This window comes from Inhella sp. (assembly GCF_041912635.1).
GTDB lineage: Bacteria > Pseudomonadota > Gammaproteobacteria > Burkholderiales > Burkholderiaceae_C > Inhella.
Map to the genome: position 1 here is coordinate 40,752 of NZ_JAYRMO010000024.1, position 20,545 is coordinate 61,296.

Below are 20,545 nucleotides of genomic sequence, written 5' to 3' on the forward strand. Positions count from 1 at the left end.
GCAGCGGTTCAGAGTACCTCGGAGGCGAAGTCCGCCAGCCGTGAGCGCTCACCCCGCGCCAGCGTGATGTGGCCGCTGTGCGCCCAGCCCTTGAAGCGGTCCACGCAGAAGGTCAGGCCCGAGCTGCCCTCGGTCAGATAGGGCGTATCGATCTGAGCCAGATTGCCCAGGCAGATCATCTTGGTGCCCGGGCCCGCGCGCGTCAGCAGGGTCTTCATCTGCTTGGGCGTCAGGTTCTGGGCCTCGTCGATGATGACGAACTTGTTCAGGAAGGTGCGCCCGCGCATGAAGTTCAGGCTCTTGATGCGCACCTTCGAGCGCATCAGGTCCTGCGTGGCGGCACGGCCCCAATCGCCGGCGGCGCCGTCGCCGCGCGTCAGCACCTCCAGGTTGTCGTCCAGCGCGCCCATCCAGGGGTTCATCTTTTCCTCTTCGGTGCCGGGCAGGAAGCCGATGTCCTCGCCCACCGGCACCGTCACGCGGGTGACGATGATTTCGGAGTAGCGGCGCTCGTCCAGCACCTGCGCCAGCCCGGCCGCCAGGGTCAGCAGGGTCTTGCCGGTACCGGCCGTGCCGGTCAGTGTGACCAGATCGACCTCGGGGTCCATCAGCAGGTTCAGAGCGAAGTTCTGCTCGCGGTTGCGCGCTGCAATGCCCCAAACGGCGTTCTTCGGGTTGGTGTAGTCCTTCAGCGTGCGCAGCACCGCGTGCTTGCCGGTGATCTCGGTGACGCGCGCATGCAGCGGCGCTTCGCCCGGGGCCTCCAGGTAGAGCATCTCGTTGATCAGCAGCGAGGGCACCAGCGGGCCCGAGATGCGGTAGTTCGTGTGGCTGCCCTGGGTCCAGCTCTCCATGGTCTTGCCATGGCGCTCCCAGAAGTCGGCGGGCAGTTGCTGCACGCCGGTGTAGAGCAGGTCGCTGTCCTCCAGCGCCTTGTCGTTGCGGTAATCCTCCGCCGGCAGGCCCAGGGCACGGGCCTTGATGCGCATGTTGATGTCCTTGGACACCAGCACCACGTCGCGCCCTGGGTGGCGTTCCTTCAGCGCCTGCACCACGGCAAGGATCTGGTTGTCCGCCTTGCCCTGCGGCAGGCCCAGGGGCTGTGCGGTGCTCAGCACCTCGGTCTGGAAGAACAGGCGGCCGCCGGCCTCGCGGTGGCCGCTGTGGTCCAGCGGCAGGCCCTTGGCCATCTCCTCCAGCGTCTGGGTCTGCAGGGAGGCGGCCAGCACGTCCAGTTCGCGGCTGACCTGGCGCACGTTGCGCGCCACCTCGCTCATGCCCTTCTTGTGACCGTCCAGCTCCTCCAGCGTCATCAGAGGCAGGAAGATGTCGTGTTCCTCAAAGCGGTAGAGCGACATCGGGTCGTGCATCAGCACGTTCGTATCAAGCACGAAGAGCTTGGGCTTCTCACCAGGCTGGGGAGCGCTGCGCTTGCGCTTCGGGGGCTCCTGCACCGCTGCGGCCATCGGGGCCAGGGCTGGTGGCGGCGCGGCCACGCTGAGCACTGCAGGGCTCTTGGGTCGTTTGGCCGCCGCTTTGGGCTTGGGGCTGGCGCCTGGTTTCAAGTCCGTGGCCAGGGCACTGGGGGGAACGCGATCGGCTTTCTTGGCAGGCGGTTTGGGCAGTGGCATCGGTGGGCTACGGATACGGAAACAAAAAAGCCGCCCGGGGCCGGGCGGCTTCGTGGGATGCGGCGATTTCGCTGGGCACGAATCGATTATGCACAGCGGCGCGGGCCGCAAAGGTTCGGTGTCAAGGTTGCCAATTCACGATCACCTTGCCGGCGCCCGAGGCCGGGGTGGTGACCGTGTGGTTGCTGCCGCCCTCCCAGGTCACTGCGCCGCCGTTCTTCTTGATGAACTTGAACTGCAGCGTGGTGCTGGCCGGCACGCTGACATCGCAGTACCAACTCGGGTAGCTGTGCATGATCTGGTTGAAGCAGGCCCCCACGGGGTTGCTGCTGCTCCAGTTGCTCAGCTCGTAGGCCGAGCCGGTCAGGTAGACGTTCTCGCCGAGTGCGGTGCTGGCGTTGTTGACGACGAAGCGCATCGACACCTGATTGCCGCTCAGCAATTGGAAGTCGCCATAGGTGGCGGACTGGGCCCCACCGGCGTTTGCCACCTTGATGGCGTAGTTGCCGGGCGTGGCGGCGGGTACCTTGACCTTGATCTGGCTGTCTTCCCAGCTCAGGATGTTGGTGCCGGTGACGGCGGTGCTGCCGAAGTAGACCGTGCCCTTGGTGGCGCCAAAGCCGCGGCCGTCGATCGTGACCGTGTTGCCGGCCTTGCCCAGCATCGGGCCCACATGGCCCAGCAGCGGGCTGGTGTAGCTGGCGGGCTTGTATTCCCACACGGCCACGGCGCCGGCGGCCAGCGTGAAGGTGGGCACCGCCCCGGCGCTGACGCTGATGCTGTTGCCGTTCAGCAGGCCGCCCAGCTTGTCGGTGAAGCTGCCGTTGGGCAGCGCCGTCAGCAGCCCGCCGATGCTGGCGCTGCTCCTGAGGTTGCGGTTGATGGCGACCAGGGCCACCGCGCTGCCGAACTTGCGCTCGTAGATGTAGATGTCGCTGTTCTTCCAGCGCTCCTGCGTCGTGCCGTAGGCCAGCGCCGGGTTGCTCTTGCGCAGCGGTGCCAGCGCCTGGATGACCTTGAAGGCGGTGTTGCTGGTGTTGAAGGCGCCGATCTTGGCGCGGTTGTTGGGGTCGCCATTGCCCGCCATGTACTGCTCGGTGCCGTAGTAGATGGCGGGCACACCACGCGAGGTCAGCGTCAGGGCCAGGGCCTGCTCCAGCTTGCGCCCACTGGCGCCGCTGACCTGGAAGCGGTCCATGTCATGGTTGTCGATGAAGGTGACTTGATCGGCCAGCTGCTTGTACTGGGTAGCGCTCGCATCCAACATGGCATCCAGGTCCAGCATGGTCTTCGTGCCATTGCGGAACACTTGGCGCACGCGTTGGCCGAACTGGAAGTCCAGCAGGCTCATGCCACTGGTGTTGGCGAAGGCGTGGTTGGCGGGGTCAACCTCGTTCTCGCCCAGGAACCACTCGCCGAAGGTGAACACCGGCTTGTAGGCGTAGATCTCGGCCATGAAGTTCTTCTGCCAGCCTGCCGGCATGTGCTTGACGGCGTCCATGCGGATGCCGTCGATGCCCAAGTCCAGCCAGGCCTTGATGGCCTGCTTGAAGTACAGGTCCATCGCCGCCTTGTTGTGGTCAATGTCGGCCAGATCGAAGAGATTGCGGTAGATGCCGTCTTCCAGGTTGGCGAAGCTGGTGCCGCCGTTGTGGTGGAAGTAGCCGCTGGGGTCATTCGAGTAACCGGCCAGCAGGGCGCCGTTGTCATACAGGCGACCGTTCTCAGCAAAGCTGGCGTCGGTCTGCGAGGCCGGCGAGCTGTGGTTGGGCGCGAAGTCGATGATGACCTTGATGCCCTTGGCATGGGCCGCGCTGATGAGGTTCTGGAAGTCTGTCAGCGTGCCGTAGCGCGGGTCGGGCTTCTTGAAGTCGCGCGCCCAGTAGCCGTGGTAGGCGGTGCTGTTGGTGCCGCTGTAATTGATGACGGCGTAGATGTTCTCGACCGGCTGCGAGATCCACAGGGCGGTGATGCCCATGGTGGTGAAGTAGCCGTCGTTGATCTTGTTGATCAGGCCCTGCCAGTCCCCGCCGCAGTAGAGCTTGAGCTGGGTGCAGCCGGCACTGAAGGCGGCGCCACTCGGGTTGTTGGCGGCATTGCCGTCGACGAAGCGGTCGGTGACGACCTGATAGATCACGTCGGTGGCAAAGCTCGCCTTGTTGGACACATGGGTGTCCGGTGCGGCCAGGGCGGTGGCGGCGAGCGAGGCGAGGAGAAGGGCGCCGAGGCGCGAAAGCTGTGGGGTCTGCATGGCGGTTCCGGGGTGTGCCGGCCTTGCGCGCATGCGATGCGTCGGTGGGCCGGTCGGGTGGATGAAGCTGCGCCGACTGCTTTCACCTGGACTGCCCACCAAGGTGTTGGCGCATCTGTAGTTTGACTACGTGATGCGCCAAACAGGCCTCGTGTTCCTACTGATGACCTGGACTATTTGGAAACAAAAAGTTCTATTGCTTTGTAGTTTGGGTACTTGTTCGGAATCACAGACGTAAAAAAGCCCGGCAGCGCCGGGCTTTTGGGAGCGGCTAAGGCTCAGGCAGCAGCCTTGGTGGCGCCTTGCAGGGTCTTGATGGCGTCAATGACCTCTTCCACGTGGCCGGCCACCTTCAGGCCGCGCCACTCGGCGCGCAACACGCCTTGGGGGTCGATCAGGAAGGTCGAGCGCTCGATGCCCTTGACCTTCTTGCCGTACATGATCTTGTTCTTCACCACGCCGAACATGTGGCAGAGCTTCTCTTCGGTGTCGGCCACCAGTTCGAACGGCAGGCCCAAGGTTTCCTTGAACTTGGCGTGCGAAATCAGGTTGTCGCGCGACACGCCGATCACCACGGTGTTCAAAGCCGTGAATTCCTTGTAGTGATCGCGGAATTGCATGGCCTCGGTGGTGCAGCCGGGGGTGTTGTCCTTGGGGTAGAAATACAGGACGACAAACCGGCCTGCGAAGCTATGCTGCGTGAACTTGAGCCCGCCGGTGGCTTGGGCCTCGATGTCGGGAAGGGCTTTGTTGAGCGCAGGCGTCATGAGGTCGGGGTCTCGCGGCTAGGGGCAAACCCATCGTGCCCTGGGTTCGCCCCGTTTGAGGGTGATCCACCAAGAGCAGCCTTGGTCAATCACGAAAACGGGCACAGCCTGCGATTATACGGGTAGTGGCAAGTGCCACCCGTGGCGGGGTTCACGCGAGCAGCAAGGCGGCCACCACTTTGCGGCCTTCGCCGGCCAGTACCGTATAGGTGCGGCTGGCCGCGTTCAGGTCCATGGTCTCGATGCCCACGCGTGCCTCGATCAGGCTCCGATACAGGCTGGGGTGCGTGAACCGCAGCTTGGCGCCGCTGGAAAGAATCACCAACTCGGGCTGCAGCGCCAGGATGACCTCGAAGTGGGCCGGTTCGAGTTCTTCGAACCGCCGCGGCGCCCAGGCCTGCACCGTGCCGCGCCAGGGCACCAGCACCGATTGCTCGTGCAGCTGGTCCTGCACCCAGACCTGGCCGGGCGCGACCCGGGTAATGGCGTTGACACCCTCGGCTTGATCGAGCTGGAACTTCATCGTGGGTAAGCCTGCGTGGCAGGCGAAGGCAGGCCAGGGCCCTGTGTTGAAATCGGCACCCGTTTGTTCTGTGTGCGCCGCAGCATTATCGGCAGCACCCCTGGAGTTCCGGTTTGAAGCCCCTGCAGAAGTCCACCAAGCTGGCCAATGTCAATTACGACATCCGCGGCCCGGTGCTGGAAAAGGCCCGCCAGATGGAGGAAGAGGGCACCAGCATCATCAAGCTGAACATCGGCAATGTGGCCGCCTTCGGCCTGTTGCCGCCGGACGAGATCGTGCACGACATGATCCGCAACCTGCCCTCGGCCGAGGCCGCCGGCTACACCGACAGCAAGGGCCTCTTCTCGGCGCGCAAGGCGGTCGTGCACTACACGCAGCAACAGGGCATCGCCGGCGTCACGGTCGATGACGTCTACCTGGGCAATGGCGTCTCCGAGCTCATCACCCTGGCGGTGAACGTGCTGCTGAACGAAGGCGACGAGTTGCTCGTGCCCTCGCCCGATTACCCGCTTTACACGGCCGTCACCGGCCTGGCCGGCGGGCGCCCGGTGCATTACCGCTGCGTCGAGGAAGCCGGCTGGCTGCCTGACCTGGACGACATGCGCGCCAAGATCACGCCGCGCACCAAGGGCATCGCCGTCATCAACCCCAACAACCCGACCGGGGCGGTGTACCCGCGTGAAACCCTGCTCGGCATCATCGAGCTGGCGCGCGAGCACGACCTCGTCATCCTGGCCGACGAGATCTACGACAAGACGCTCTACGACGGCGCCAAGCACATTTGCATGGCCAGCTTGGCCGACGATGTGCTGTTCCTGACCTTCAACGGCCTCTCGAAGAACTACCGCAGCTGCGGCTACCGCTCGGGCTGGATGGTGGTGAGCGGCGCCAAGAAGGACGCCCGCGACTTCATCGAGGGCCTGAACATGCTGGCCTCGCTGCGCCTGTGTGCCAACACGCCGGGCCAGCTCGCCATCCAGACCGCGCTGGGCGGCTACCAAAGCATCAAGGACTTGGTGGCGCCGGGCGGGCGCTTGGCGCGCCAGCGCGACATGGCCTACGAGCTGCTCACCGCCATTCCAGGTGTGTCGGTGGTCAAGCCGCAGGGCGCGCTCTACATGTTCCCGCGCCTGGACCCGGCCCTCTACCCGATCGCCGACGATCAGCAATTCGCCTACGAGCTGCTGGCCGAGGAGAAGGTGCTGATCGTGCAGGGCACCGGCTTCAACCACCGCGACACCCAGCATTTCCGGGTGGTCTTCCTGCCCCATGTCGACGACCTTGAGGAAGCGATTGGCCGCATCGGCCGCTTCCTCGCCGGCTACCGCAAACGTCACGCTTGAACCAATCTATGAAACCGATCCGAGTGGGCCTGCTGGGCTTTGGCACCGTGGGCGGCGGCACCTTCCAGGTGCTGACCCGCAACCAGGAAGAAATCAGTCGCCGCGCCGGCCGGCGCATCGAGATCGCGGCGGTCTGCCGTCGTGATCTGGCGGCCGCCAGAGCCCAGGTGGGCGAGGGCGTGCGCGTGGTGGCCGACCCGATGGAGATCGTGCGCGATCCCGAGATCGACATCGTGGTCGAACTGATCGGCGGCGAAGGCGTGGCCAAGGACGTGGTGCTGGCCGCGATCGAGAACGGCAAGCATGTCGTCACCGCCAACAAGGCCTTGCTGGCCGTGCATGGCAACGAGGTCTTCACCAAGGCCCAGGCCAAGGGCGTGATGGTGGCCTTCGAGGCCGCCGTGGCGGGTGGCATTCCCATCATCAAGGCGCTGCGGGAATCGCTTGCGGGCAACCGCATCGAGTGGGTGGCCGGCATCATCAACGGCACGACGAACTTCATCCTCAGCGAAATGCGCGCCAAGGGCCTGGACTTCGACGTCGTGCTGAAGGAAGCCCAACGCCTCGGTTACGCCGAAGCCGACCCGACCTTTGACATCGAAGGCGTGGACGCCGCGCACAAGCTGACCATCCTCAGCGCGATTGCGTTTGGCACGCCGGTGCAGTTCGACAAGGCCCATGTCGAGGGCATCACCGGCCTGCAGGCCATCGACATCAAGTACGCCGAGCAGCTGGGCTACCGCATCAAGCTCTTGGGCATCACACGCCGGCGCGATGAACTGGGGGGCATCGAGCTGCGCGTGCACCCCACGCTGATTCCGACCCAGCGCCTGATCGCCAATGTGGAAGGCGCGATGAATGCCGTGATGGTGCAGGGCGATGCCGTGGGCACGACGCTGTACTACGGCAAGGGCGCGGGTGCCGAGCCCACCGCTTCGTCGGTGGTCGCCGACCTGGTGGACGTGACCCGCCTGGCCACCGCCGACCCCGACCACCGAGTGCCGCACCTGGCATTCCAGCCGGACCAGATGGGCAGCACGCCCATCCTGCCGATGTCCGGCGTGCGCTCGTCCTACTACCTGCGTCTGCGCGTGGCCGATGAGACCGGCGTGCTGAGCCGCATCACCACCATCCTGGCCGAGAACGACATCAGCATCGACGCCGTGCTGCAGCGCGAGTCGCTGGAGGGCGAGCGCCAGACCGACTTGATCATCCTGACCCATGTGACGGTGGAAGAGCGCATGGACCGCGCGCAGGAGTTCATGCAGTCGCTGCCCTCCGTTCTGGCCCCGATCGTCCGCATTCGCAAGGAAGACCTGGCGTAATGGCCCACCCCCGAAGCGCCTGCGGCGCCTCCCCCTCAAGGGGGCGCCGCCAGTGGCCCGGCAAAGCCGGTTCCACGGCGGCCGCTTGATGGGCCGTGCCCAGCCCCGACTGATTCCATTGGTCTAGATTCAATGAAATACCTCTCGACCCGCGGCGGCGGTGAAGCCAAGCGTTTCTGCGACATCCTGCTCGAAGGCCTGGCCGAAGACGGCGGGCTCTACCTGCCCGAGCGTTACCCGCAAGTGGACGCTGCCACGCTCGCGCGCTGGCGCGGCTTGGCCTACCCTGAGCTGGCCTTCGAGATCCTGTCCCTCTACATCGACGACATCCCGGCCGCGGACCTGCAGCGCATCTGCGCGCAGACCTACCGTGCCGAGGTGTTCGGTGGCCGCGTTGAGATCACGCCGCTGCACGAGCTGGAGCCGGGGCTCTTCCTGGAAGAGCTGTCCAACGGGCCGACCCTGGCCTTCAAGGACATGGCCATGCAGCTGCTCGGGGCGCTGTTCGAGTACGAACTGGGCCGCCGCCAGGAGCAGCTCAACATCCTGGGTGCCACCAGTGGCGACACCGGCAGTGCCGCCGAGTACGCGATGCGTGGCCGCGCGGGGGTCAATGTCTTCATGCTCAGCCCGCACGGCCGCATGAGCCCCTTCCAGCAGGCGCAGATGTTCAGCCTGCAGGACAAGAACATCCACAACCTGGCGGTGCGCGGCGTGTTCGACGACTGCCAGGACATCGTCAAGGCCGTCAGCAACGACCTGGCCTACAAGAAGAGCCGCAAGATCGGCACCGTCAACAGCATCAACTGGGCGCGTCTGCTGGCCCAGGTGGTTTACTACTTCGCCGGGTACTTCCAAGCGACGCGGAGCAACGAAGAGCGCGTGAGCTTTACCGTGCCCAGCGGCAACTTCGGCAACGTCTGCGCCGGCCATGTGGCGCGGCAGATGGGGCTGCCGATCGCCCAGCTGGTGGTGGCCACGAACGAGAACGACGTGCTGGACGAGTTCTTCCGCACCGGTCGCTACGCGCCGCGCGGGGCCGCGTACACGCACGCCACCAGCAGCCCCTCGATGGACATCAGCAAGGCGAGCAATTTCGAGCGCTTCATCGCCGATCTGTTCGGCCGCGAGGGCGCGCGGGTCCGCGCTGCCTTCACGGCGCCGGCCTTCGAGATCCCGGCGGCCGACCGTGAGCGTGTGGCGACGGAGTTCGGCTTTGCCTCGGGTTCCAGCAGCCACGCCGACCGCTTGGCCACCATCCGCAGTTGCCAGCAGCGCTACGGCCGCCTGATCGATCCGCACACGGCCGATGGCCTGAAGGTGGCGGTCGAGCAGCGCCAGGCTGGCGTGCCGATGATCGTGCTGGAGACGGCTCTGCCGGCCAAGTTCGCCGAAACCATCGTCGAAGCCACCGGTGCGCAGCCGCCGCGGCCGGCCGGGCTGGAGGGTATCGAGAACCTGCCCAAGCGCGTGCAGGTGCTGGATGCCGATATCGGCCAGGTGCGCTCGGTCATCGATGCCGCCTTGGGGCTCTGAATGCTGAGCCTGGATGAGGCGCTGAGCCGGTTGCTGGCCGCTGCCCAGCCGGTGGCCGGCATCGAGACCCTGCCCACCGCCGCCGCGCGCGGCCGCGTGCTGGCGCAAGGCGTGGTGGCCGGAATCAACGTGCCTTCCGCCGACAACAGCGCCATGGACGGTTACGCCGTGCGCGTGGCGGATGCCGGCCAAGAGCGCCCCGTGTTGCAGCGCGTGCCCGCGGGCCGCTGGCCCGCGGCGCTGCCGGCGGGCGGTGTGGCGCGCATCTTTACCGGCGCCAGCGTGCCGGCCGGCGCCGAAGCGGTGGTGATGCAGGAGCAGTGCCAAACGCGCACGGACGAAGCGGGCCAGGTGTGGGTGCGCTTGCCCGAGGAACTGCAGGCCGGCCAGAACATCCGTCGCGCGGGCGAGGACATCCGCGCCGGCAGCGAGATCTTGGCTGCCGGCACCCGGCTGGACGCCGCGGCGCTGGGCCTGGCCGCTTCGGTGGGCCTGGCCGCGCTGCCCGTGCATGCCCGCGTGCGCGTGGCGCTCTTTTCCACCGGCGACGAGCTGGTGATGCCCGGCGAGCCCCTGCCGCCTGGAGCGATCTACAACAGCAACCGCTTCACCCTGCGCGCGCTGTTGGAAGACTTGGGCTGTGAAGTGCAGGACTTGGGCATCGTGCCCGACCAATTGCAGGCCACGAAGGACGCGCTGGCCCGCGCCGCCGCCGCGGCGGATCTGGTGCTGACCAGCGGCGGCGTGTCGGTGGGCGAGGAAGACCATCTGAAGCCCGCCTTGGAGTCGCAAGGCCGTCTGGATCTCTGGCAGATCGCCATCAAGCCCGGCAAGCCGCTGGCCTATGGGCAGATCCGTCGAAGCGATGGATCGGAAGCGCATTTCGTCGGACTGCCCGGTAACCCGGTGTCCAGCTTCGTCACCTTCCTGCTGCTGGCCCGCCCGCTGATCCGCCGCTTGGCCGGCGAGGCCGAGCCGCGCAATTTGCAGCTGCCGGTGGCGGCTGCGTTTGAATGGAAGCGGCCGGACGCGCGCCGCCAGGAATTTCTGCGCGTGCGTCTGCAGCTTGATGGCCGCGCCGCGCTGTTCCAGAACCAGGGCTCGGGCGTGCTGTCCTCGCTGGCCTGGGCCGACGGCCTGGTGGCGCTGGCGCCCGGTCAACTGGTGCAGCCGGGGGACGTCGTACCCTTCCTCCCCCTGTTGCTGAAAACGTAAAGAACCCGTGCTGACGCTGCGTTACTTTGCCCGCCTGCGCGAGGCCCTGGGCCCGCAGGAAAGCCTGCCCTTCACCGAGGGCCTGACGGCCGCCGCCGTGCGCGACCTCTTGATCGCCCGCGGCGGCGCGCATGCCGAGGCCCTGAGCCGTGGCCAGCTGCTGCGCTGCGCGCGCAACCAGCAGATGTGCGCCGAAGAGGTGACCCTGCAGGACGGCGACGAGCTCGCCTTCTTTCCGCCGGTCACCGGAGGCTAGGTGCAAGGCCTTCACCTATGCTCCGACCTGCGCGGCTGCGCGCCCCAGGCTCTGATGACCGAGCCGGCCGCACTGCGCGGCTTGTGCGTGCAGGCGGTGGCGGCAGCGGGTCTGCAGGCCGTGGCCGAGTGCTTTCATGCCTTCGAGCCCTCGGGTTCCGGCATCACCGGCGTGGTGCTTCTGGCCGAATCGCATCTGGCCATCCACACCTGGCCGGAACAGCAAGCAGTGACGCTGGACGTCTACGTCTGCAACTACAGCGCCGACAACCGCGCCAAGGCGCAGGCCCTGCTGGCGGCGCTGCAGGCCGCCTTTGCGCCGCAGCAGGTGAAGGTGCAGGCGGTCGAGCGCGGTTCGCTCTAGCCGCGTTTCTTTCTCGGCGTGGCCGGCCGGTCGTGCCGTTCCACCCAGTCCAGGAACTCCTGGTACCAGAGCTTGCTGTTGCGCGGCTTCAGCACCCAGTGGTTCTCGTCGGGGAACCAGAGTAGCCGGCTGTCGATGCCGCGCGCCTGCAGGGTGTTGTAGTAGGCCAGGCCGTTGCAGTCGGGCACGCGGTAGTCGCGCGCGCCGTGGATCACCAGCGTGGGCGTCTGGAAATGCTGGGCCGCGCTGTGCGGGCTCTGCGCGGCCACGCGCGCCGGGTCTTCCCAGTAGCGGGCGTGCAGGTCGCGCGGGCGTTCCATGTAGGAATCCGCCGCAAAGGTGGCCACGCGGTCAAACACGCCGGCGTGGCAGACATAGCTGCGGTAGCGCCCGGGCGTTTTCACATGGCCGTTCATCCAGGCCACCAGGAAGCCGCCATAGCTGCCGCCGCTGGCGCTGATGCGTTCGCGGTCCACCCAGGGCTGGCGGCGCAGCCAGTCGGTGCAGGCTTCGATGTCCTGCAGTTCGAGCTCGCCCTGGCGGCCCATGATGCTGTCGCGGAACGCAAAGCCGAATCCGCTGGAGCCGTGATAGTTCAGCTGCACCACCACATGCCCGCGCGCGGCCAGCACATGCGGGTTCCAGCGGTAGTTGAAGCTGTCGCCCGCGGCGGCATAAGGGCCCCCGTGGATGACGTGCAGCACCGGGTGCTTGCGTTTGGGGTCGAAGTCCACCGGGTAGGTGATCCAGCATTGCACCGGCTCGCCCCGCGCGCCCGCCACCGTTAGCTCCTGCACCGCGCCCAGGCGGTGGCGCGCCAGCAGGGCGTCGTTCCAGCGCTCCAGGCGGCGGGGTGTGTCTGAGCCGGCCGCCGCCAAGCTGCGCGCCAGCAGGCGCGTGGGGTGCTGGGCGCTGTCGGCCGCCAGCACCAGGGTGTCGCCGGCGCAGGTGAAGGCCTGCACCCAGCCTTCGGGGTGCAGTGCGGCGGTCTGGGCCGCGCTCAGCGTGTGGCGCCACAGCAGGCGGCGGCCGCGCTGTTCGGCGGCAAACAGCAGGGTCTGGCCGGCATCGGCCCAGCGCAGCGGGGCTTCCACGTCGTGGTCCCAGTCGCGTGCCGTCAGCACGCGCCAGCTGGGGCGGCGACCGTCCAGGCCCTCCACCAGGGCGAGCTCGTTCAAGGCCTTGTGGCTGCGGCCGGTCTCGGCCGCGCACAGCGCCAGGCTGTGGCCGTCCGGGTGGTAGCTGGGCGCGCCGAAGTTCCACTGCGGGTCATCGGCCAGGGTGCGCACGCGGCGGGTGCGCAGGTCCAGCTCGGCCACGGCCAGGCGGTTGCTGGGGCGCTTGCGCGCGGCGGGGTCGTGCTGGAAGGCGATGCGTTGGCCGCTGGGGTGGATGTCCCAGGCGGTGGCTCCAGCCTCGCCGTCGCGCGGCAGCTCCAGCCCGGTGCCTTCGAACAGATCGGTGATGCGGCCGCTGCCCAGGTCCAGGCGCAGCAGGTGCAGCACGCGCCCTTCGGGCAGGTTGTGGTCCCAGTGGCGGTAGTAGGCCTCGCTGGTGGCGTAGCCGGTTTCCTTGCGTTCGGAGTAGGCCTTGAAGCGCCGGCTCTGCGCGGCCGCACCCTTGAGCTCCGGCCAGACCCAGGCCGAGAACACGATGCCGCGCCCATCGGGCAGCCACTTGAAGGCCTCGATGCCGGGCGCGAAGCGGCTGGCGCGCTGGGCCTCGCCGCCGTCGGGGGCGATCAGGTAGAGCTGCGGCGTGTGGTCGCGCTCGCCTTCCTGCTCGCGCCGCGCCAGGAAGGCAATGCGGTCGCCTTTGGGGGACCAGGCCGGCTGGCCGTCCTTGTCGCCGCAGGCGGTGAGCGCACGGGGGCGCGCACGGCCCTGGGTGGGCAGCAGCCACAGCTGGCTGCGCGCCTGGTTGTCGGTCATCGAGTGCCGTGTGAGCGTGCACACCAGCTGCCGCCCATCGGGGGCCAGGCTGGGGGCGCCAACGCGTTCGAGTTGCCAGAGGGCGTCCACTGTCAGCGGCGGCGCCTTGCGGGAGGGGCGGGGGGAGGCGGTGACCATGGCCGCAGTGTCGCCGCGGGGTCTGGCCCGCGCTGCCTACAATTGGTTCGAACGTTTGAACCAAAGGACCGTGCGATGAGCACATCGATCGAGCAGCTGGCGCAGACCTTTGCCGAATGCAAGCCGCTGTTCTTCGCGCTGGCCGAGATCCCGCGCCAGCAGATCCTGCTGCTGCTGAGCCAGCACGAAGCGCTGAACGTGAATCAGATCGCCGAGCACCTGCCGTTGTCTCGCCCGGCCATCTCGCACCACCTGAAGATCATGCGCCAGGCCGGGCTGCTGGAGCTGCACCCGCGCGGCACCGAGAACCTCTATCGCCTCAACAGCATCGGTGCGGTGGAGCTGCTGGCGCGCTGCGCGGCCGAGCTCAACGCGCTCGGGCCGGACGAGTGAGCAAGCCTTCCGCGGCGGCGCGGCCGGCCTCGAAGGCTTCTTCGAACACCGAATAGCCGGCCAGATCGCTGTGCGCGAAGGCCAGGCGCCCGCGGCCCTGGCGTAGCGCGGCCAGCGCGGCCTGCCCGCGCACGCCGGGCGCGGGGATGGCCATGGCATGGCCCCAGCGCGTCAGGCGGGCCTCCATCAGGCGCTCGGGTAGGTCCGGGTGCACGCCGGTGTAGTGCGCCAGCAGCTCGGCCAGCCAGTCGCGCCAGGGGCGGCTCAGCAGCTCGGCGCGGCGGGCTTCGGGCAGGGCCCAGTAGGCCGTCAGCACCGTGGGGCCGGGGCGCGGGTCCAGGCTCTGGTGGCGAGCGTCCACATAGCCGAGGGCGGCGCTGCCGTGGATGACGTTGTCCCAGGCCGGCGGCGCGCCGCGGCGCTGCAGCAGCGGGCCGTCCAGGCGCAGATTGGCGATCAGCCAGGGGGCGCGCGGAAGTTGCAGTGTGTCCAGCGCGGCGTCGGGGCGGCGCAGCAGCCGGCGGGCGATGAAGAGCGGCGTGGCCAGCACCACCTGGTGGGCCTGCCACTGCTCCAGGCCCTCGGGGCCCTGGGCCAGCACGCTCACGCCCTCGCGCTCTTCATTGACGGCCAGCGCCAAGCGCTGGCGGTGGATGGCCTCCGTCAGCGGTGCGGCCAGGCGCTCCACCAGCCAGGCATTACCCTGTGGCCAGGTCAGCACCGGCTGCTCGTGCGCTTCTTCGGCGCTGGCGGCAAAGCCATGGCGGCTGGCGAAATAGTGCAGCCCGGCCCAGGCCGAGACGCGCGCGAGCCCCGCGCCGTAGTCGTCGCGGCAGCAGTAGTCGAGATAGGTGCGCAGGTCGGGCTCGTCCAGGCCCTGCGCCTGCAGCCATTGCGCAAAGCTCTGGGCATCCAGGGCGCGGTGCCCATCCGTCCAGGGCGCACGCGTGCTGGGCAGGGCGAAACCCAGCTGCTGCGCCGCGCGCACGGCGGCGGCAAAGCGCCTGCGCTGGGCCTGCGCAGCTTCGTCTGCCGCCGGCGGCAGCAGGCCGGGCAGCCACGCGCCGCGGTGGAACAGACGCTCGGCCGGCGCATGGCATTGATAAGCCTCGACCGCCTGCCAGCGGCCCTGCATGCGTGTGGCCGCGCCCAGCTCAACCAGCAGGTCCTGCAGCTCGGGCGCCTCGGGCCCGGGCTGGGGCAGGTAGTGCGCGCCCAGCGGCACCGGCTGGCCGGCCAGCTCGGCGCCACGGCTGTGGCCGCCCACGCGCTGGTCCAGCTCCAGCAGTGCCACCTCCACGCCCGCCGCGCGCAGCTGGCGCGCACACACCAGGCCCGCCACACCGCCGCCCAGCACCAGCACCTGGGCGCGGCGCTGCTTGACCGTCCGGGCATCGGGCAGGGGTTCGCGCAGGCGGTGGGCCAGGGCCGGGTCGGGGCCCAGCCAGCCGCCCTCGAGTTCACGCGCCTTCTGCGTGCAGGCGGCCAGCAGGGGCAGGGTCAGCGCGGCTCGGCGGGTCAGCATCGCTGCCGGGCCGCCCCAAGGCGATGCGCACCCCCTTGGGGCTGAGGCTGGACGGAAGCAGTCCAGCGGACTGCTTCTGCCTGCCGAAGGGCCGTGACACTGGGCACGGCGCGCCCTGCAAGGGTGGCGACCGCAAGGAGACTGGGGGCCATTAGTGGACCGAGCCCCACTCGCGCAGGAAGTGCTGCACCAGCACCGGGTCCGAGAGCCGGTTCACGCCGCCCTCCACCCGGTCCATGTCGGGCGGGAAGCTCATCATCAGCGGCAGGGTCTGAGGCGTGAGGAAGCGCAGGCCCGCGGGCAGCGTCTGCGGCGCCCGCCAGCCGCGGTGGCCGGCCAGCACAAAGCCCCATTCACCGAAGCTCGGCACGTTGGCGTGGTACGGCGTGGTCTGCAGGCCCACGGCCTCCAGCGTGTCCACCACTGTCCAGAAGCTGTGGCGCGCCACCAGGGGCGAGGTGGACTGCACGACCAGGAAGCCGCTGGCGTTCAGGTGCTCCAGCACGCGCTGGTAAAAGCTGGTGCTGTAGAGCTTGGCCAGCGCATGGTTGCTGGGGTCGGGGAAGTCGGCGATCACCACGTCGAAGCTCTGGCCGGGCTGGGTCTCCAGCCAGGCGTAGGCGTCGGCGTGGATGACCTTGACCTTGGGATGGCGCAGCGCGTCGTGGTTCAGCGGTGCCAGCACCGGGCCCTGGGCCAGCCGGGTGATGTGCTCGTCCAGCTCCACCAGTACCACCTCCTGCACCTCGGGGTAGCGCAGGATCTCGCGCACGGCCAGGCCGTCGCCGCCCCCCAGCACCAGCACGCGGCGCGGCGCGCCATGCGCGGCCAGGGCGGGGTGCACCAGGGCCTCGTGGTAGCGGTACTCGTCGCGCTCGTGGAACTGCAGATTGCCGTTCAGGTAGAGCTTGACGCCGGTGCGCCCCTGGGTGACGACGACCCGCTGGTAGGGGCTGCTCTGCTGCAGCACGATGGGCTCACCATAGAAGCGTTGCTCGGCCCATTGCGTCAGGCGTTCGGCGCCGCCCCAGGCCAGCATCAACAGGGCCAGTGCCGCGGCACAGGCCAGCGCATGGGCATGCAGCGCGCGCAGTTCATGCCGGAACATCCACAGCGCCCACAGCGCCACGGCCCAGTTCAGCAGGCCGAAGAACAGGCCGGTGCGCACCAGGCCCAGATGCGGCACCAGCAGCAACGGGAAGGCCAGGGCCACCAGCAGGGCGCCCAGGTAGTCGAAGGTCAGCACCTGACTGACGAGTTCGCGCAGCGAGGCGCGCTCGCCGCCCGAGCGGGTCTTGAGGATGCGCATCACCAGCGGGATCTCCAACCCCACCAGGCTGCCCACCAGCAGCACCAGCGCGTAGAGCAGCACGCGGAACACGCCCTCGCTGCCCGAGGGCAGCAGGCTGTGGGCGGCGAACAGACCCATGGGCAGCAGACCGCCCACCACCGCCACCAGCAGCTCGATGCGCAGGAACTGCGCCACCAGCTGACGCTCGACGAAACGGCTGAGGTAAGAGCCGATGCCCAGTGCGAACAGGTAGGCGCCGATGACGGTGCTGAACTGCAGCACCGAATCGCCCAGCAGATAGGAGGCCAGGGCGCCGGCGGCCAGCTCATAGGCCAGGCCGCAGGCGGCGATCAGGAAGACGCTGGCCAGCAGCAGCGCCTCGGGCAGGGAGACGCGTGCGGTCGGGGCAGTGGACATGGAAAAGGCCGGGCCGCCCCGGACCGAGGAAGACTTAGTGAATGGCGGCGGCGACGATCAGGCCGATGGAGATGCACATGGCGGCCACCACGATGGCCAGCGCCAGATTGCGGTGCTCGACGATCTCCTCCCACAGCTTGTAGGGCGTGATCTTGTCCACCACGATGAAGCTGACCCAGAAGATCACCACGCCCATCAGCGAGTACAGCAGGGTGCCGCCGACAGCGGCGGGAGTAAGCCATTCAAGGGTCATGGTGAGCTCCTTCGGAAATTCGGGTTTCGTTCGTCATTTGTGCCCGCCGCCGCCGAAGCCGGAGCCCCAGCTCCCGCCACTGCCCGAGCCACCGGAGTAGCTGCGCTGGCTCAGCTTGCACTGCTTGTACTCGGGGCTTTCGGCGCCGAACTGCTTCTTGTAGGGGTCGCAGTCGTCGCGCGTGCAGGCCTTGATCATCACCACCAGCAGGATGGCGATGACGGCAAAGATCAGGATGCCCTTGAGCGTGTCCCCCAGACCACTCAGCGGCTTGGGGTCGTTCTGGATGCGCGCCTGCTGCACCTTGTCCAGGCCGAAGGCTGCGCCCACCTCGGCGGAGTCGAGCGTGCGGCCCAGGCTCCAGGTGATCTCGTTGCCGCTTTGCTCGCGCGACAGCACGCCGCCGGGCCCGCGGTAATCGGCCACCTCGGTGCGCTCGTCGCGCTGCACCTTCCAGTAGAACTCGCCCAGCACATGGGTGGTGAGGGCGCTGTACTGCTCGTGCAGGTTGTAGGTCTTGCCCTGCCAACGCGCGCTGTTCATCACCAGATCAGGGCTGCCGGTCAGCACCCGCACCAGGCTCCAGCCCTCGGTGGCATCCACCAGGAAGGCGAAGCCCTGCTGCTTGTTGAAGAGCAGGTACTCGCGCCAGTAGTACTGCTCGCCCTCGTCGTCGGGGGCGGAGCAACGCTCCATGAAGCCCACCACCTGCCAGGGCAGCTTGGCGCCTTCGCGCTCCAGGCTCAGGCGGCCGGTGCGGCCGATGGGGATGGGCGGTTCGGTGCCGATGGCCTGCTGGTGAAAGCGCAGGTCGCCGTTCGGGTCGCCTTCCAGCTCCACCACCGCCTGGCATTGGCCGCAGGTGATGGCCTGGCTCTGGCTCAGCTCGGGCTGGATGGCGGCGCCGCAGCTCGGGCACTGCAGGCTGCGGCCGGCCCAGTTGGCGGCCGATTCCTCGCGCGTGTTGGCCAGCTGCAGCGTGGGCAGTTCCACCGCCTGCCCCAGGCTCCAGCGCGGCACCTGGCCTTGCACGTACTCCAGCGAGCCGACCTCGTTGCGGCTGCTGCGCAGCTCGGCCACGAACACCGGCTCGCCCAGCTTGGGCGGCTGCGGCAGCTCGCCCTCGGCGGCGTGCAGGGTCGATTCGGTCAGCGCCGCGACGCGGAAGCCCTGGCCATCGATCACCTGCTGCGCGCCGAGCTTCAACTCTTCGCGCTTCGGGGCCTGCTGCAGCGGCAGCGGCCAGCTCATCACGAAGCGGCCGTTGTCCTCGCTCAGCCAGGCGGATTTGCCGCTGTTGTCGAAGTAGGCATGCCACTCGTTCCAGCGCCCGCCTTCGTAGGCCAGCTGCACGCGGCCCAGGATGGTGAAGGGCTCGTTCTGGAAGCGGCCTTGGGTGCCGATCTGCAGCGGGGAGTAGTCGGCAAACAGCTCGGCGGACTGGCCGGTCTTGCGCAGCACCTCGCCCTCGCGCAGCAGCGTGCTGCGGCAAAAGCTGCAGACCGCGCTGGCGCTGGCCGGCGAGGCGAACTCAACCGGCGCGCCGCAGTTGGGACAGGCGGCGCGCCAGCGGCGCTGGGTGTCGGCGGCGCTCACGGCGCGGCGCGTTCCCCATCAGCGCGGGCCACGGCGATCCAGCTCTCGGCGTCGGGCAGGATCTCGCCATAGCCCAGCGCGGCCAGCTCCTGCTGGCTCCAATGCGAGCGGTGGTTCTCCAGCGGGTTGGCCTCCACCTCCTGGGCGTGGAAATCCTTGGGCGTGCTGATCAGCACCGCGCGGCTGGCGATGCGGCGCAGCTCGCGCAGCACCTGCTCGCCCTCGGGTTTGTCGAAGTGCTCCAGCACATCGATGCAGATCACCAGCTCGTAGGCGCGGTCGGCCAGCAGGGGCAGGCGGGCTTGCGCGTGTTCCCACCAGATGTGCTGGTAGGCGTGGTCGTGCACCGGCGTGCGGTAAGCAGGGAAGCCCTCGATGCCGTCGATGCGCACCTTCCACTCGCTGCGCGGGCGCTGCACGCCCTTTTCGACATCGAAGAGGTTGACGTTTTCGAGGTTGTTGCGCAGCAGCAGGCCGTACTGGCCCATGCCGGTGCCCACGTCGAGCACGGACGTGGGTTGCAGTTGTTCGGCGAAACGGACGATGGCGCTGAGCTGGCCGCTCTGACTGAAGGGCATGCTGGAGAAAACCGAAACGGAAACAAAGCCGGGGGCCGCGCGGCCCCCGGGTGGTCAGAGCGGGTTCAGAGCTTGCTGAGCAGCTCGGCCTTCTTGGCGGCGAACTCCTCGTCGCTGAGGATGCCCTTGGCCTTCAGGTCCCCGAGCTTCTCGATCAGCGCGATCACGTCCTCGCTCTTCGGTGCTGCGGCCGCGGCAGCCTGCGCCTGCGCGGCCACCACGGCCGGATTGGTACCCGCCAGCCCGGCCTGCATCTGCTGCGCCAGCACCTGGCCCATGGCCACGCCGGCACCCAGGCCCATGGCATCGCCCATCACGCCGCCGCCACCGCCCTGGGCCACGCCCTCGGCCATCTTTGGGATGGCCTGCGCGGTCTGGTACTGCATGAACTGGCCCATGTTCTGGCCGATCATGCCCATGCCGATCTTCTGGTCGAGGATCTTCTGCAGCTCCTCGGGCAGCGAGACCGACTGCACGGTGATCGATTCCAGCTTCAGGCCCAGGGCCTCGAAGAAGGGCGCGGTGGCACCCTGCATGGCCTTGGCGAATTCGATCTGATTCGCCGCCAGGTCCAGGAAGGGGATGCCGCTCTGCGCGATGCCGTCGGCGATGTGCTGCAGCATCATTCCGCGCAGCTGCCCGTCCAGGTCCTGCACGGTGTACTTCTCACGCGTGCCGCTGATCTCGGTGTGGAACTTCTTCGGGTCGGCGATGCGGTAGGCGAAGTTGCCGAAGGCGCGCAGGCGCACGGCGCCGAAGTCCTTGTCGCGGATGGTGATCGGCTGCGCTGTGCCCCAGCGCTGGTCGATCTGCTGGCGGGTGCTGAAGAAATAGACATCGCTCTTGAAGGGCGACTCGAACAGCTTGTCCCAGTTCTTCAGGTAGGTCAGCACCGGCAGGGTCTGGGTGCTGAGCTTGTGCGTGCCGGGGCCGAACACATCGGCCACCTGGCCTTCGTTGACGAACACGGCCATCTGCGACTCGCGCACCACCAGCTGGCCGCCGTACTGGATTTCCATGTCCTGCATCGGGTAACGCCAGGCGAGCGTGCCGTCGCCTTCTTCCGTCCACTGCAGGATGTCAATGAACTGTTTCTTGATGAAGCTCATCAGGCCCATGGTGCTTTCCTCGTGCACAAAAAGCCGTCATGCGACGGCGCCGGGAGTATGAACCCAGTCGCGCCGGCTTTGCGGGCAAGTCCCCTGGCTGTGGG

Annotated in this window: 18 protein-coding genes; 7 read left to right on the plus strand and 11 right to left on the minus strand. The window is 68.0% G+C overall.

Going from position 1 to position 20,545, the window contains the following annotated elements; translation table 11 throughout:
• Positions 1-8 precede the first annotated feature (8 nt).
• From ACE3QP_RS14600 to ACE3QP_RS14615, 4 genes are all read right to left on the minus strand, one after another.
• Positions 9-1,631, minus strand: coding sequence for a PhoH family protein (locus ACE3QP_RS14600; RefSeq protein ID WP_374437170.1), 1,623 nt, complete (start codon positions 1,629-1,631; stop codon positions 9-11).
• Between the two features lie 121 nt (positions 1,632-1,752).
• On the minus strand, positions 1,753-3,882 hold the full coding sequence (locus ACE3QP_RS14605) for an alpha-amylase family glycosyl hydrolase (protein WP_374437171.1): 2,130 nt from the start codon (positions 3,880-3,882) through the stop codon (positions 1,753-1,755).
• A gap of 278 nt (positions 3,883-4,160) precedes the next feature.
• Entirely contained in the window at positions 4,161-4,649 is a 489-nt protein-coding gene (locus tag ACE3QP_RS14610; protein WP_198112581.1) for a peroxiredoxin, read from the minus strand.
• A 151-nt stretch (positions 4,650-4,800) separates the two neighbouring features.
• Positions 4,801-5,172 (minus strand): Mth938-like domain-containing protein, encoded by a 372-nt coding sequence (locus ACE3QP_RS14615; RefSeq protein WP_374437172.1) that lies wholly within the window; start codon positions 5,170-5,172, stop codon positions 4,801-4,803.
• 113 nt (positions 5,173-5,285) lie between these two features.
• Between ACE3QP_RS14615 and ACE3QP_RS14620 the strand changes: the two genes are divergently transcribed.
• The 6 genes from ACE3QP_RS14620 to speD all read left to right on the plus strand — a co-directional run bounded on the left by ACE3QP_RS14620 (position 5,286) and on the right by speD (position 11,210).
• Complete coding sequence (locus ACE3QP_RS14620; protein WP_374437174.1) at positions 5,286-6,515, plus strand: pyridoxal phosphate-dependent aminotransferase; 1,230 nt, start codon at positions 5,286-5,288, stop codon at positions 6,513-6,515.
• Between the two features lie 8 nt (positions 6,516-6,523).
• A complete protein-coding gene (locus ACE3QP_RS14625; RefSeq protein ID WP_198112578.1) occupies positions 6,524-7,840 on the plus strand; it encodes a homoserine dehydrogenase in 1,317 nt (438 codons plus the stop codon).
• 132 nt (positions 7,841-7,972) lie between these two features.
• Positions 7,973-9,376, plus strand: coding sequence for a threonine synthase (gene thrC / locus ACE3QP_RS14630; RefSeq protein ID WP_374437176.1), 1,404 nt, complete (start codon positions 7,973-7,975; stop codon positions 9,374-9,376).
• Positions 9,377-10,591: a gephyrin-like molybdotransferase Glp gene (glp, locus tag ACE3QP_RS14635; protein ID WP_374437178.1), complete on the plus strand. Its 1,215-nt coding sequence runs from the start codon at positions 9,377-9,379 to the stop codon at positions 10,589-10,591.
• A gap of 7 nt (positions 10,592-10,598) precedes the next feature.
• Entirely contained in the window at positions 10,599-10,847 is a 249-nt protein-coding gene (locus ACE3QP_RS14640; RefSeq protein ID WP_374437180.1) for a MoaD/ThiS family protein, read from the plus strand.
• Positions 10,848-11,210 carry an adenosylmethionine decarboxylase gene (gene speD / locus ACE3QP_RS14645; RefSeq protein ID WP_374437182.1) on the plus strand — a complete coding sequence of 121 codons (363 nt, stop codon included), beginning with the start codon at positions 10,848-10,850 and terminating at the stop codon, positions 11,208-11,210.
• On the opposite strand, the gene ACE3QP_RS14650 is transcribed toward speD, so the two are convergent.
• A complete protein-coding gene (locus tag ACE3QP_RS14650; RefSeq protein WP_374437183.1) occupies positions 11,207-13,279 on the minus strand; it encodes a prolyl oligopeptidase family serine peptidase in 2,073 nt (690 codons plus the stop codon). The genes speD and ACE3QP_RS14650 overlap by 4 nt on opposite strands.
• A 75-nt stretch (positions 13,280-13,354) precedes the next feature.
• Here ACE3QP_RS14650 and ACE3QP_RS14655 point away from each other — a divergent pair, with 75 nt between their 5' ends.
• A complete protein-coding gene (locus ACE3QP_RS14655; RefSeq protein WP_198112573.1) occupies positions 13,355-13,672 on the plus strand; it encodes a helix-turn-helix transcriptional regulator in 318 nt (105 codons plus the stop codon).
• Here ACE3QP_RS14655 and ACE3QP_RS14660 read toward each other — a convergent pair.
• From ACE3QP_RS14660 to ACE3QP_RS14685, 6 genes are all read right to left on the minus strand, one after another.
• Complete coding sequence (locus ACE3QP_RS14660; protein ID WP_374437185.1) at positions 13,647-15,197, minus strand: flavin monoamine oxidase family protein; 1,551 nt, start codon at positions 15,195-15,197, stop codon at positions 13,647-13,649. The genes ACE3QP_RS14655 and ACE3QP_RS14660 overlap by 26 nt on opposite strands.
• A gap of 151 nt (positions 15,198-15,348) precedes the next feature.
• The gene (locus tag ACE3QP_RS14665) at positions 15,349-16,905 is read right to left on the minus strand and encodes a polyamine aminopropyltransferase (protein WP_374437187.1); all 1,557 of its coding nucleotides are present in this window, start codon (positions 16,903-16,905) and stop codon (positions 15,349-15,351) included.
• 34 nt (positions 16,906-16,939) lie between these two features.
• On the minus strand, positions 16,940-17,158 hold the full coding sequence (locus tag ACE3QP_RS14670; protein WP_198112570.1) for a DUF350 domain-containing protein: 219 nt from the start codon (positions 17,156-17,158) through the stop codon (positions 16,940-16,942).
• A gap of 33 nt (positions 17,159-17,191) precedes the next feature.
• On the minus strand, positions 17,192-18,754 hold the full coding sequence (locus ACE3QP_RS14675) for a DUF4178 domain-containing protein (RefSeq protein WP_374437189.1): 1,563 nt from the start codon (positions 18,752-18,754) through the stop codon (positions 17,192-17,194).
• Positions 18,751-19,332, minus strand: a complete 582-nt coding sequence (locus tag ACE3QP_RS14680; RefSeq protein ID WP_374437190.1) for a class I SAM-dependent methyltransferase — start codon at positions 19,330-19,332, stop codon at positions 18,751-18,753. The genes ACE3QP_RS14675 and ACE3QP_RS14680 overlap by 4 nt, the downstream gene beginning before the upstream one ends.
• Before the next feature lie 65 nt (positions 19,333-19,397).
• The gene (locus ACE3QP_RS14685) at positions 19,398-20,450 is read right to left on the minus strand and encodes an SPFH domain-containing protein (RefSeq protein WP_374437192.1); all 1,053 of its coding nucleotides are present in this window, start codon (positions 20,448-20,450) and stop codon (positions 19,398-19,400) included.
• Positions 20,451-20,545 lie beyond the last annotated feature (95 nt).

Coding starts and splice junctions, on each gene's coding strand:
- ACE3QP_RS14600 (WP_374437170.1), bottom strand. CDS start 1,631: ATGCCACTGCCCAAACCGCCTGCCAAGAAAGCCGATCGCGTTCCCCCC.
- ACE3QP_RS14605 (WP_374437171.1), bottom strand. CDS start 3,882: ATGCAGACCCCACAGCTTTCGCGCCTCGGCGCCCTTCTCCTCGCCTCG.
- ACE3QP_RS14610 (WP_198112581.1), bottom strand. CDS start 4,649: ATGACGCCTGCGCTCAACAAAGCCCTTCCCGACATCGAGGCCCAAGCC.
- ACE3QP_RS14615 (WP_374437172.1), bottom strand. CDS start 5,172: ATGAAGTTCCAGCTCGATCAAGCCGAGGGTGTCAACGCCATTACCCGG.
- ACE3QP_RS14625 (WP_198112578.1), top strand. CDS start 6,524: ATGAAACCGATCCGAGTGGGCCTGCTGGGCTTTGGCACCGTGGGCGGC.
- thrC (WP_374437176.1), top strand. CDS start 7,973: ATGAAATACCTCTCGACCCGCGGCGGCGGTGAAGCCAAGCGTTTCTGC.
- glp (WP_374437178.1), top strand. CDS start 9,377: ATGCTGAGCCTGGATGAGGCGCTGAGCCGGTTGCTGGCCGCTGCCCAG.
- ACE3QP_RS14650 (WP_374437183.1), bottom strand. CDS start 13,279: ATGGTCACCGCCTCCCCCCGCCCCTCCCGCAAGGCGCCGCCGCTGACA.
- ACE3QP_RS14655 (WP_198112573.1), top strand. CDS start 13,355: ATGAGCACATCGATCGAGCAGCTGGCGCAGACCTTTGCCGAATGCAAG.
- ACE3QP_RS14660 (WP_374437185.1), bottom strand. CDS start 15,197: ATGCTGACCCGCCGAGCCGCGCTGACCCTGCCCCTGCTGGCCGCCTGC.
- ACE3QP_RS14665 (WP_374437187.1), bottom strand. CDS start 16,905: ATGTCCACTGCCCCGACCGCACGCGTCTCCCTGCCCGAGGCGCTGCTG.
- ACE3QP_RS14670 (WP_198112570.1), bottom strand. CDS start 17,158: ATGACCCTTGAATGGCTTACTCCCGCCGCTGTCGGCGGCACCCTGCTG.
- ACE3QP_RS14680 (WP_374437190.1), bottom strand. CDS start 19,332: ATGCCCTTCAGTCAGAGCGGCCAGCTCAGCGCCATCGTCCGTTTCGCC.
- ACE3QP_RS14685 (WP_374437192.1), bottom strand. CDS start 20,450: ATGGGCCTGATGAGCTTCATCAAGAAACAGTTCATTGACATCCTGCAG.